We start from the raw sequence: 12162 nt of genomic DNA on the forward strand, positions 1-12162 counted from the left end.
GTGCCGTGCCTACCGTGCGCCGCGCAGGCCGGCCGCTTGCGCGAGCACCCCCGCGAGCTTGCGCACCCCTTCGGATATCTTCTCGTCGGGCACGCGGCTGAACGCCAGGCGCAGTTCGTTGCCGCCCCGGGCGTCCGGATAGAACGCCCGCCCCGGTACGTAGGTGACCTTCTCGGCCAGCGCACGGGCCTGGAGCGCCACGGTGTCCACGTGGCCGGGCGCGGTGACCCAGCTGAAGAAGCCGCCGCCGGGCCGGGTGAAGCGCATCTCCTCGGGCAGGTGGGCGCCGAGCGCGGCCGTCATGAGGTCGCGCCGCGCGCGGTAGAACGTCCGCGAGAAGGCGATGCCCTGGTCGAACCGCCCCGAGCGCCCGTAGTCCTCCAGCAGCAACTGCCCCAGCGCGCCGGTGCACTGGTCGGTGTTCTGCTTGGCCCGCACCAGCTGCGCGATCAGCGGGGCCGGCGCCGCGATCCAGCCCATCCGTATCCCGGGGGTGAACGTCTTGGCGAAGGTGCCCACCTGGGCCACCACATCCGGCGCCAGCGCCCACAGGCTCGGCCGCAGCTCACCGTCGAACCCCAGCTCGCGGTAGGCGACGTCCTCGACGATGAGCATCCCGTACCGGCGGGCGAGCGCGACCAGTTCCCGGCGCCGCTCGACGGACAGGCTCAGACCGGTCGGGTTCTGGTGGTCGGGTATGACGTACACCAGCTTGGGCGCCGCTCCGGGGCGCTCGCGCAGCAGCCACTCCAGCGCGGGCACGTCCAGCCCCTCGGAGTCGACCGGTACGGCGTCGACCTGCGCCTGTGCCCGCTGGAACCCGACGAGGGCGCCGAAGAAGGTGGGGCCCTCCACCACGACCCGGTCACCGGCGTCCAGCAGGCACCGGGTGATGAGCCCCAGGCCCTCCATTCCGCCGCTGGTGATCATGAGTTCGCCGTCCCCGGGCCGGACGCCCTCCTGGGCGCCGAGCCGGCCCGCGAACCAGTCCCGCAGTCCGGGCAGCCCCGCGGTGGGGCCGTACTGGAGCGCGGCGGGGTCGCCGATCACCCGCGGGAAACTCTCCGCCAGCGCCGCCCGCGGAAAGGTGTCCGGATGCGGGAACCCGCCGGAGAGGGCGATGGCGTCCGTGCTGCCGGCCTGGTCGAGGATGGCGGTGATCTCGTCACCGGTGTCACCGGCGACGTGCCGGGCGAACAACTGCTCCCACGACCTGGAACCGAGGTCAACGGGCATAGGTAGGCCGTCCCATCTGTCCACCGTTCAAGGCGTCCTCCGCACGGCTCGGAGCGGAAGGCCCGTCCTGGCAAGAAATGTCTAATATGTACATTTTTTTACCGTAGCGCACCAAGGGAGACCCCGAAGCGTTCCAGAGCCCGTCGACCGCCCCGATGTACACGGTGTGGTCACCCGCCAGATGGGACTGACGCACCGTGCACGTCAGCTGCACCAGCGAATCCGCCACCAGCGGAAGCCGGTCACGCCACACGAAACGGACCAGATCGGGCCGTTGCGCACCCCCCGCGAAATGCTCCGAGAGCGACTTCTGGTCCGCGCTGAGAACGGAGATCCCGTAGCGGCCGCTCTCGGCTATCCGCCGGTGCGTGGTCGCCGCGTTGGAGACCGAGATGAGCACCAGCGCAGGGCGCAGCGACACCGAGGTGAACGCGTTCGCGGTCATGCCGTGCGCATCGAGATCGTCCTGCTCGCCCGTCGCGGTGGTCACCACGGTGACCCCGCTGGCGAACTGCCCCATCGCCTCGCGCAGGTGCGTGGGGTCCACGTCGTCGCGGGTATCGGTGTCGGCACCGCCGCTGCTTGCCATCACTGGAATTCCTCCATGCCGTGGCCGGCACCGGGGCCGCGCCCGGCGACCGGTACCGGCCCTAGATCAGCGGCCCCGGACGAACGACAGCTCATCGGGGTTGAACAGGTCCGGCCGCGTCCATCCGTCGAGGTCGTACTCGTCCATGCACTGGTCCACGAACCCCTTGAGCGCATCCGCCTCACCGGAGCTCTGGTACGCCCACAGGGTCTGGAACCGGACGGACTCGTGATCACCGCCGTAGTTGCGCTCGTAGAGCTCGTGCCGCCCGCCGAACTCGGTGCCGACGGCGTCCCACAGCAGCTTCAGCAGCTTGACCCGGTCGATCGCCTGGATCCCGTGCGAACCCCGCAGATACTTGTCCAGATAGGGACGCACATCCGGGTTCTTCCAGTCGTTGGCGTGCGAGTTGAGGTAGATCAGCCCGCTGCCGAGCGTCTGCTGCAGGATCTCCTTGATCCGCGGATAGCCGATACCCATGAACGTGCGGTACGCCATCCCGTAGCGGACGTTGGGCTGCACGGCGTCGCCCACCCAGGCGACCGGCGACTTGGCCATCGCATCCGACAGGCCCCAGAACAGGTCGCGCCAGTTCAGGATCTCGCCGATCTGCGCCTGCACACCACGGAACGTCGACGTGCCCGTCATCTCCACGGCCTTCATGGCGCACCCGGCGATGAAGTCGAGCTTCACCGCGAGGCGGGTGCAGCCGTGGAAGGTGAAGCGGTCCAGGAAACCCGACCCGTTCGCGAAGGAGTTGGCCGCCTCCGCGTCGTACATGAAGACGTTCTCCCACGGGATGAGCACCCGGTCCAGCACCATGATCGCGTCGTTCTCGTCCAGCCTGCTCGACAGCGGATAGTCGAACGGGGTCCCCATGACGGCCGCCGCCATCTCGTAGGACGCCCGGCAGAACAGCTTCAGCCCCGGGGTGTCCATCGGCACGGTGAACACCACACCGAACCGCTTGTCCCGCAGCGGCAGCCCGTAGTGCGCGATGAAGTTGGCGTTGGTCAGCGCGGACCCGGTGGCGACCACCTTCGCACCCGAGACGATGAGACCGGCGTCGGTCTCCTCCTCGACGTGCACACACACATCCGCGGTCTGATCGGCCGGCTGGTCCCGGTCGATCGGCGGGTGGACGATCGCGTGGTTGAAGTACAGCACCCGCTCCTGGGCCCGCTTGTGCCACAGCAGCGCGTTGTCCTTGAACTCCCCGTAGAAGTCCGCGTTGGCGCCCAAAGTTCCCAGGAACGACGCCTTGTAGTCCGGGCTCCGGCCCATCCAGCCGTAGACCAGCCGCTGCCACCCCACGATGGCGTCGCGCGCGGTGATCAGGTCCTCGGCCGAGCGCGCCGTCTTGAAGAAGGGATGGGTGAACCCGCCGTTGCCGGTATCGGTCGGCACCCGCAGCACACCCTCGGCCTCCGGCGCGTGCAGCGCGTCGTAGAGCCGGGCGATGGAGCGGGCGCTGTTGCGGAAACCGGGGTGCGTGGTGACGTCCTCGACGCGCTCGCCGTAGAGATAGATCTCCCGGCCGTCACGCAGCGAGTCCAGATACTCCTCGCCGGTCATCGGACGGACGTCGTTGCGGGTGCTGGGCTGCTCCGGCAACGAGGTCGTTGCGCTCATGGATCTCCTTCGGGAGGTGGACGGGCCCCGCGGCCGCCGGCCGCCAGGTCGCTCCGTCCTCGGTGTCACGAGTGGTCAGGCGTCCTGCAGGGCGTCGTCCTCGAACCGGCACGACGCGGCTTGCACGGCGTCGTCGCGGATCGCGCCGGCGATGTCGTAGGCGCGGTCCACGATGGAGGGCAGGCCGAAGGTGAAGAACAGGCTGCCCGACGCCAGATCGCCGAGCGCGTACAGCCTGCGGTCGGTCATGCCGTTCACCACCAGCCGGCTGGTCGCACGCTCCACCCGCACGCCGCCGCGCGGATGCCGTTCGGCGAGGTGCGCCCCGACCATGGCGGCGACCAGCGGCTCGGCGCTGGGCGACTGGAGGCGGGGCGAGGAGTTCACGGCGTTGACCAGGATGTCGGCCCGGTGGGCGGGCCCGTCGCCGTCGGTGCGGGCGGTGAATCCGCCGCCGGCCGCCGGCTCGATGTGCCGCAGGCCCGGGACGATCTCCAGCTGCCCGCTGTCGATGAGGCCGAGCAGCGCGGCGGCCGAGGCCGGGGGCATCGGGCAGCACAGGCTCATCACCGCGCGGTGGTGCGCGCGCAGCAACTGGTCCTTCTCGTGCTCGGGCAGCCGCGGCCACACATCGGGCCCGGTGGCCGGCACCGCGTGCTGGAGGATGCGCAACGCCTGGCTGGGGGAGTCCACTTCGGCCAGATGCCTGCGCAGCCGCCGCACCGGATCCCCGTCGGTGAACGCCGCGATCTCCGCGGAGACCGAGCCGAGGTCCTCGCCCGCCGCCGCGAACTCCGCGCGCATCGTGGCGACCACCTCCTCCAGCGTCACCGTCTCACCGCGCGCCGCCGCCTCGCGGAACCGCTGGGGGGTGAAGTGCCGCAGCGTGTACGGCAGGGGGCGCTGGCGCACCAGCGGCAGGACACCGGTGCGCGAGAGCAGCAGCATGCGGCCGCGGTGTCCGCGGGCGGCCAGGGAGAGCACCACATCCACTCCGGTCAGCCCGCTGCCGACCACCCCGACCCGCTGCTGGGGGTCGATCCCCGCCAGCGAGTGCATCAGCGGGTAGGGATCCGCGATGAACCCCGCGGAGCCCGTCAGGGAGTAGGGGTCGCCGGGTAACCCGCGACCCACGCATAAGACGGCGTGGTCGACCCGCACCCGCCTGCCGTGCTCGGTCCCCAGCACCACTCCGCCGCCCGCCGGGGTCATCCGGGCCACCCGCTCGCGCACCACCTCGGTGCGCCAGCCGCGCTGCTCCAGCCGGCGCAGCGCCTCGTGCGCCGAATGCTCCAGATAGCTGCCGAAGACGGCGCGCGGCACGAAGCGGGTGCCGATGAACGGATCCGCGAAGTCCCGGCCGGCGCCGGCCGCCGCATCGCGCTCGGCCAGCCACCGCTGGAAGAGGGTGTGGTCGCCGAACCGGACGGACATGCCCTCCGGCGCGATGTTCACCCGCACCGTCTCCAGGTCCGGTTGGTAGGGCCGGCCGCGCCACAAATGGCGCGACGGTTCGAAGACGGTGACGCTGCCCGGCGGGGTGTCGGTCTCGGCGAGCGCGTCGAGCAGACAGACGGCGGACGCCCCGCCCCCCACCACGCCTATATCGACAGTACGGCTCATATCGCTTGAGCCCATGATTGGCACGTCCCCCTAGTTATGAGCCATAGGCCGATCGCAAAGGGAGCAGCGTGATCCGACACCCGAAAGCGGGTGGAAAGTGGTCCGGGGATCAAACGGAAGACGATCGTCCACCGTCCTGGCCGGGCGAGACCGGCCAGACGACTGCATATGAGGTGAGCATCACGCGCACGAAATGCATGCGCAACATTCGAGCAAGACTCAGCACCCCCGCTGTGAAAGCGGCTTGAGACTACCTCTGCGCAAGGGGCCGGTCAACGCGGTGAAGCGGGATATGGCCGCCCCGGAGCCCGCCTGTGCGGGACTATTCGGCCGGTGTGAATGACGATGGACAGTTAGAGGTTGTTTGTGAACTCCACATGACCTGCTGGCGCTACCGGCTGTTCACGGGTCGATACATCGAACGCTTCGACGGTACCCCCTGTCCGCCGCCCGATCAATCGCTTCCCCGGTTGAATGGTGCGCAACCACCGTTATACGAAGCGTAGTTGGGCGATTACCCATGTGGATCTTGACTCGTCGGGTCCCGTATGGGGAGGATTGGCGAGGCCATGCACCTGACGAGCTCCGAATAGACCGACCGGCCACGGCACACGGCAACGAGCCGAAGCCGGCCGGACCGAAGATTCGACCGAAGAGCCGACCGAAGGAATAGACGGACAGCGGTGCGGTGTTACACCGCAAATTCATCCGTCGGCGTATCCGAGAACAGACGAGTCGCTGATCATTGATACGGGCACCGCGCGGCAGCAAGCGGGCACCGAAAATGGGGGGTGCGATGTCATGAACGAGAGTCCGGGCGCATTACCAATACGACGTCGTCATGATGTCGAGCACCTGGGGAACCCCCGCACCGTCGCCGGGTTCCCGCCCCGGGGGGAATCCCCCCGATGACACAAGGTACCGAGACGGCCGGAAAAGACCGCCAGGTCCGCCACCTCATCGGCGGCCGGGCCGCCGACTCCACGGGCGACGAGACCTTCGAGACCAGGAACCCGCACGACAACTCGGTGATCGGCACGGTCACCCGGGGCACCGCCGCCGACGCCGAACGGGCGATCACCTCGGCGCGCAAGGCGTTCGACGAGGGCCCGTGGCCCAAGATGACACCACGCGAGAGGCGCACCGTCCTGCACGACGTGGCCGACGCCGTGGACGCCCACCGCGAGGAACTCGCCCAGCTGGAGACCGCCGACAGCGGCAAACTCCTCCACCAGGCACTGCACGGCGAGATGCCACGGGTGGCCCAGAACCTCCGCTTCTTCGCCGACTACGCCGCCATGGCCGGCAACGAGGCGTACCCGGACGGCGCGACCCTCAGCTACACCCTCTACCCGCCCGCCGGCGTCGTCTCCGCGATCAGCCCGTGGAACGCCCCGCTGATGCTGGCCACCTGGAAGGTCGCCCCGGCGCTGGCGTTCGGCAACACGGTGGTGCTCAAGCCCGCACCGCAGACGCCGCTCACCGCCACCCGGTTCGGCGAACTGGCCACCGCCGCCGGCCTGCCCGACGGCGTCCTCAACATCGTCCACGGCTTCGGCGGTGACGAAGTGGCCGGCCCGCTGACCGGCGACCCGCGCGTGGACCGCATCACCTTCACCGGCTCCAGCGCCACCGGGGCCCGGATCATGGCGTCCGCCGCCGCCCACCTGACCCCGGTCTCCGCCGAGATGGGCGGCAAATCGGCCAACATCGTCTTCGACGACGCCGATCTGGACGTCGCGGTACCCGAATCGATCAGAGCGATCTTCGCCGGCTCCGGCCAGATGTGCTTCGCCGGATCGCGGCTCTTCGTCCAGCGCGGAATCCTCCCCGCATTCCTGGAACGCTTCACCGCGGAAGCCGAACGCATCACCGTCGGCGACCCGAAGAACCAGGAAACCGCCATGGGCCCGCTCATCGAACAGCGGCACCTGGACAAGGTGCACGGCTACGTCGAACTCGCCCGCAGCGAAGGCGGCTCGGTCCTCACCGGCGGCTCGCCCCTGACCACCGGCGGCCTGGAACGCGGTTTCTACTACCCGCCCACCATCATCACCGGGCTGGCCAACGAATCCCGCACCGCCCAGGAAGAGATCTTCGGCCCGGTGGAAACGGTCATTCCCTTCGACACCGAGCAGGAAGCCCTGCACCTGGCGAATTCCAGCCCGTACGGACTGGGCGGAATCCTGTTCACCACCGATCTCGACCGGGCCCACCGGATGGCAGCCGCCTGGCAGGCGGGCACGGTATGGGTGAACTGTTTCTTCGAGCGCGATCTGCGCCTGCCGTTCGGCGGCCAGGGCATCAGCGGAATCGGCCGGGAAGGCGGACAGCACTCCCGCGAGTTCTTCACCGAACCCCGCGCCGTGATGCTCCGCCTTCGCTGACACAGTGCCGAAACCGGTGCCGACGACCGTATTCGTGGAAGAGACCGCATGAACCCAGAAGTCCTGCGAGAAACGGCCACCAACCTGATCGGCGCCTACCGGACCGGAAAAGCAATCCGGTCGATCAGGCAGCACGACACCGAACCGGCACTGCCGGACGCATACGAAATCCAGCGGGAACAACTGAACCGCTGGAGCGCGGACGGCGAAAGCATCCGGGGATTCAAAGTGGGCCTGGCCTCCGTCCCCGCACAGAAAGCCCTGGACGCGACCCAGCCCATTCTCGGCCGGCTGACCGGCCGAATGATCCACCCCGAACACCAGCCCCTCGACACAAAAGAATTCATCCGGCCCCGCATCGAACCGGCACTGGCCTTCGTCCTCCGCGATGCGCTGCGCGGACCGGGCGTCAACGCGGCGGACGCGATCCGCGCGGTGGACTTCGTCCTGCCCGCCCTGGAGATCAGCGATTCACGCATCCAGGACGGGCCCGCCAACGCCGCCGAAATGGCCGCGGACAACGCCGGCTGCGGCGGCGTGGTCCTGGGCGGCCACCCGGTGCACCTGCCGGCGGCCGACCTGCGCCTGTGCGGCTGCGTGCTGTACCGCAACGGGGAGGTCGCCGCGACCGGCGCCGGCGGCATGGCACTGGGCTCGCCCCTCAACGCACTGGTCTGGGCGGCGAACGCCGCACCCGCCCACGGCACACCGGGATCCGCCCTCGAACCCGGACACCTGGTGATCGTCCCCTCCCTCACCACGGCCGTCACCGCGGAGCCCGGCGACACCGTGACCACCACCATCGCGGGAGTGGGCAGCGTGACGGCCGTGCTGTCGCGTTGACCCGCACACCCACCCCGCACCCCGCCCGCCCGGCCCGTTCCCGTCCCTTCCGTCCCTGCCCGAGGAGGCGGCACCACCCATGACCGAGGCACTGGAAATCCGCTCCGGCGACGTCCGGCGCGCCGCCGAGGTCCTCCTGGAGGCCGAACGCTCGGTCACCGCCCGCGGACCCATCACCGCACAGTGGCCCGACCTCGACCTGCACACCGCCTACACCGTGCAGTACGAGGCCCTGCAACAGCGCCTGCACCGCGGCGAAACCCTCATCGGCGTGAAACTCGGCCTCACCTCACGCGCCAAGCAGATCCGGATGGGCATCGACTCGCCCTCACTGGCCTGGCTGACCGACGCCATGGTGCTGCCCGCCGGCGTCCCCCTGCCCCGCGAAAAGCTCATCCACCCCCGGGCCGAACCGGAGATCGTCTTCGTCATGGGGGAGCGGCTGGCCGGCCCCGGCGTCACCGCCGCGACCGCGCTCGCCGCCGTCGAGTGCGTCTACGGCGGCGTCGAAATCATCGACAGCCGCTACCGCGACTTCAAGTTCACCCTCGCCGACGCGGTCGCCGACAACAGCTCCTCCGGACTCTTCGTCCTCGGCCCCGTCGGCCGCTCCCCGGACGGTATGGACCTGTTGCACGAGGCGTGCCTGCTGGAAGTCGACGGGCAGATCACCGACTCCGCCACCGGCGCCGCCGTACAGGGCCACCCCGCCGAGGCACTCGCCCTCGCCGCCAACTCCCTGGGCGCCCGCGGACTGGCCATCGAAGCCGGCGCCGTCGTCCTGACCGGCGGCATGACCGACGCCGTCCACGTCCGGCCGGGCGCACGCGTCGCGGCGCACTTCTCCACCCTCGGCACCGTCACCATCGCGGGAGGCACAGCATGCCGTTCATCGACGTGACCCTCGGCACCGGCCGCACCCCCGAACAGGTCCGCGCCCTGATCCACGAACTCACCCAGGCCGCACACCGCACCGTCGGCGCACCCCTGTCCAGCATCCGGGTCGTCATCCGCGAGGTCGAGCCCGCGCACTGGGCGGCGGGCGACGTGACCACCGAAGAACGCAACGCCCGGCCGGCATCGGAGCACTAGAGACACCGCCGAAGCAGCACCCGCCCGCACCGACCGCGACGCCCCCGGGCGCCGCGGCCGACCGGCCTGCCACGACACACCCGGGGCCCGTCCTGCCGTCGCCGGCCACCGGGCCGGCCCACCCACCGCTCGCATCGCGCGAGGAAGGCACAGACACATGACCGAGGAACGCTACCGCCACGAGATCGCCCACCTCGCCCGCGTGGAGCTGCACACGCCGAACCCGGACGGCACGCTCTGGTTCTTCAAGGACCTGCTGGGCATGTACGAGACCAAGCGCGAGGGCCAGTCGGTCTACCTGCGCGGCTACGAGGACCCGTACCAGTGGAGCCTGAAGGTCACCGAGGGCCCCGAGGCCCGCATGGACCACGCCGCGCTGCGCACCTCCTCCCCGGAGGCCCTGGAGCGCCGCATCGCGTCCCTGCGCGAGGGGAACCTGGACGGCGCGTGGAGCGACGGCGAGTTCGGCTACGGCAAGACGTATGAGTTCGACACCCCCGACGGCCACAAGATGGCCCTGCTGTGGGAGGTCGAGAAGTACCAGGCCCCGCCCCAGCTGCAGAGCAAGATCCTCAGCCGGGCGTCGAAGAAGCCGCTGCAGGGCCTGCCGGTCAAGCGGATCGACCATCTCAACCTGCTGGCCCGCGAGGTGACACCGGTCAAGGAGTCCTTCGAACGGCACCTGGGCATGAAGACCCACGAACGGGTCGTCGACGGCGACATCGAGACCGGCGCCTGGATGAGCAGCTCCCTCCTCAGCCACGACGTCGCGGTCATGCGTGACGCCCGCGGCGCCCGCGGCCGCCTGCACCACGTCGCCTTCTACTACGGCGTCCAGCAGCACACCATCGACGCGGCCGAGATGTTCCGCGATTACGGCATCCCCATCGAGGCGGGACCGGACCGCCACGGCATCACCCAGAGCTCCTTCCTGTACGTCTTCGAACCGGGCGGCAACCGGATCGAGCTCTTCGGCGACCCGGGATTCCTCGTGCTCGAACCCGACTTCGAGACCCGCACCTGGACCATGGACCAGATAGACACCGGAACCGCCATCGGCGGCACCAACCTGCCCGCGGAGACCTACTTCACCTACGGCACACCGCCCATCGAGCCGATCCCGGACATCGTCCGCCGGTAGCGGCCACCACCGCACCCGCCACCCGTACGCGGGGCCGCCGCCCACCGGCCCCGCGACCGGCCGCACCCGGACCGGGCCGCCGCACCACGGCCGGACGCCCGCCCGGCCGCGCACCCGCGCCCGCCCACCCGCCCACCCGCGCAGCACCCCGGCACGCCGTCCCGCACGACCGGGACGGCCGAGCGCCGCCGGCCAGGAAGGCACCGCCCGTGACCACACCCGCCGTTGAGCCCCGCATCGCCCCCCTGGAGGCGAAGCGTGCCCGCCGGGCGTTCTACGGCCCCGCCTTCGTCGCCGCGGTGGCCTACGTGGACCCCGGGAACTTCGCGACGAACTTCCAGGCGGGCGCCAAGTTCGGCTACCTGCTGGTGTGGGTGCTCGTGGCCGCGAACCTGGTCGCGGTGTTCGTCCAGTACCTCTCCGCCAAGATCGGCCTGGCCGCGGGGGAGGACCTGCCGACCCTGTGCCGCCGCACCTTCCCCCGCTCGGTGACCCGGGTCCTCTGGGTCCAGGCCGAACTCGTCGCCATGGCCACCGACCTGGCCGAGTTCGTCGGCGCCGCCGTCGGCCTCAACCTCCTGTTCGGCGTACCGCTCTTCCCCGCCGGACTGGCCACCGCCGCCGTCAGCTTCGCCGTCCTTGCCCTCCAGCGCCGCGGCTACCGCCCCTTCGAACTCGTCACGACCTTCCTGCTGACCCTGGTCGCCTTCGGCTTCCTCTACCAACTGTGCGCCGTCGGCGGGCAGTCGGCCACCGGCCTCGCGGCCGGCATGGTGCCCCGCCTCGCCGGAACCGAATCCCTCACCCTGTCCGTCGGCATCATCGGCGCCACGGTCATGCCCCACGTGATCTACCTGCACTCCGCGCTCACCGCCCAGCGCACCACCCCCAAAAGCCCCACCGCCCAGCGGGCCGCGCTGCGCGGCCTGCGCACCGACTGCGCCACCGGACTCGGCCTGGCCGGCCTGATCAACCTCGCCATGCTCTGCGTCGCCGTCGCCCTCTTCCACCGCTCCGGAAGCGACTACGACGGAACCCTCCAGGCCGCCCACGACGGCCTCGGCCACACCGTCGGCGGCCTGGCCGCCCTGGCCTTCGCCGTCGCACTGCTCGCCGCCGGCCTGTCGTCCTCCGGCGTGGGCACCTACGCCGGGCAGATCGTCATGCAGGGCTTCATCCGCCGCCGCATCCCCCTGCTGCTGCGCCGTGGCCTGACCATGGCGCCCGCCCTCATCGTGCTGGGCACCGGCGTCTCCCCGGACTCCGCCCTGATCCTCTCCCAGGTCGTCCTGTCCTTCGGGATCCCCTTCGCCCTTGTCCCGCTCGTGGTGCTCACCCGCCGCCGCGACGTGATGGGAAACCTCGCCAACAAGCCCCTCACCACCGGGGCCGGCGTGATCGTGGCCATCTTGATCTCCGGCCTCAACCTCTATCTGCTCGGCCAGATCTTCACCGGCTGATCCGGCTGATCCGGCTGATCCGGCTGGTCCGACTGACGTCCCGTTTCCCGGGGAGCGCGCCCGGTGCGCCGCGCGGCCGTCACCCGCGCCTCCCGGCGGCCGGAACGCGGAAGGTCCCCGTACTCACCAAGTACGGGGACCTTCCTTGTGGAGCGCCCG

The 12162-nt window shown here is 70.3% G+C and carries 10 protein-coding genes; 6 read left to right on the plus strand and 4 right to left on the minus strand.

Annotation, left to right across the window (positions count from 1 at the left end; genetic code table 11):
• Positions 1-9 precede the first annotated feature (9 nt).
• From IH09_RS06935 to IH09_RS06950, 4 genes are all read right to left on the minus strand, one after another.
• Entirely contained in the window at positions 10-1236 is a 1227-nt protein-coding gene (locus IH09_RS06935) for an aminotransferase-like domain-containing protein (protein WP_052855188.1), read from the minus strand.
• Entirely contained in the window at positions 1226-1825 is a 600-nt protein-coding gene (locus tag IH09_RS06940) for a flavin reductase family protein (RefSeq protein WP_165484808.1), read from the minus strand. The genes IH09_RS06935 and IH09_RS06940 overlap by 11 nt, the downstream gene beginning before the upstream one ends.
• Positions 1826-1891: 66 nt before the next feature.
• Positions 1892-3457: a 4-hydroxyphenylacetate 3-hydroxylase N-terminal domain-containing protein gene (locus IH09_RS06945; protein ID WP_052855190.1), complete on the minus strand. Its 1566-nt coding sequence runs from the start codon at positions 3455-3457 to the stop codon at positions 1892-1894.
• A gap of 75 nt (positions 3458-3532) precedes the next feature.
• Entirely contained in the window at positions 3533-5080 is a 1548-nt protein-coding gene (locus IH09_RS06950) for an FAD/NAD(P)-binding protein (protein WP_190233223.1), read from the minus strand.
• Between the two features lie 908 nt (positions 5081-5988).
• Here IH09_RS06950 and IH09_RS06955 point away from each other — a divergent pair.
• The 6 genes from IH09_RS06955 (at position 5989) to IH09_RS06980 (ending at position 12003) form a co-directional block, all read left to right on the plus strand.
• The gene (locus tag IH09_RS06955) at positions 5989-7467 is read left to right on the plus strand and encodes an aldehyde dehydrogenase (RefSeq protein ID WP_052855194.1); all 1479 of its coding nucleotides are present in this window, start codon (positions 5989-5991) and stop codon (positions 7465-7467) included.
• Between the two features lie 48 nt (positions 7468-7515).
• Positions 7516-8310: a 2-keto-4-pentenoate hydratase gene (locus tag IH09_RS06960; RefSeq protein WP_052855196.1), complete on the plus strand. Its 795-nt coding sequence runs from the start codon at positions 7516-7518 to the stop codon at positions 8308-8310.
• Positions 8311-8389: 79 nt separating this feature from the next.
• On the plus strand, positions 8390-9211 hold the full coding sequence (locus IH09_RS06965; RefSeq protein WP_110952118.1) for a 2-keto-4-pentenoate hydratase: 822 nt from the start codon (positions 8390-8392) through the stop codon (positions 9209-9211).
• The gene (locus IH09_RS06970; protein ID WP_052855198.1) at positions 9193-9402 is read left to right on the plus strand and encodes a 2-hydroxymuconate tautomerase; all 210 of its coding nucleotides are present in this window, start codon (positions 9193-9195) and stop codon (positions 9400-9402) included. The genes IH09_RS06965 and IH09_RS06970 overlap by 19 nt, the downstream gene beginning before the upstream one ends.
• Positions 9403-9559: 157 nt before the next feature.
• Positions 9560-10543 (plus strand): VOC family protein, encoded by a 984-nt coding sequence (locus tag IH09_RS06975; protein WP_052855200.1) that lies wholly within the window; start codon positions 9560-9562, stop codon positions 10541-10543.
• 209 nt (positions 10544-10752) lie between these two features.
• Entirely contained in the window at positions 10753-12003 is a 1251-nt protein-coding gene (locus IH09_RS06980; RefSeq protein WP_052855201.1) for an Nramp family divalent metal transporter, read from the plus strand.
• The last annotated feature ends 159 nt before the right edge of the window (positions 12004-12162 follow it).

The organism is Streptomyces celluloflavus (assembly GCA_000720995.1).
Lineage (GTDB): Bacteria > Actinomycetota > Actinomycetes > Streptomycetales > Streptomycetaceae > Streptomyces > Streptomyces celluloflavus.